Source organism: Halorubrum sp. SS7, from assembly GCF_005435055.1.
In the GTDB taxonomy this organism is placed as follows: domain Archaea; phylum Halobacteriota; class Halobacteria; order Halobacteriales; family Haloferacaceae; genus Halorubrum; species Halorubrum salinarum.
Window position 1 is genome coordinate 1 of sequence record NZ_SGXV01000652.1, and the last position, 231, is coordinate 231.

A 231-nucleotide genomic window follows, 5' to 3' on the forward strand; every position below is an offset into this window, starting at 1 on the left:
CGTAGCGGGAGCCGCAGCGCGGAGCCGTCTAGGTCCTGCTCGGTGATTCCGACGAGATGCGAGAGCATCAGGGAGTTGCCGGAGCGAATCGCTTCGGACGCCTTCCGCGACTGCTGGGTCCGGTCGACGAGGTCGAGCAGCTGCGAGTCCTGGACAAGCTCCGGGTCGAGGTCGTTGAGGAAGACCGACGCCGACACGTCGTCCGGGTCGATCGCGCCAGCTGGCGGGTCG

General features: G+C 68.0%; 1 pseudogene. It reads right to left on the bottom strand.

The features are described from left to right. A pseudogene (locus EXE44_RS19500) lies at positions 1–231 on the bottom strand (hypothetical protein); the annotation flags it as partial.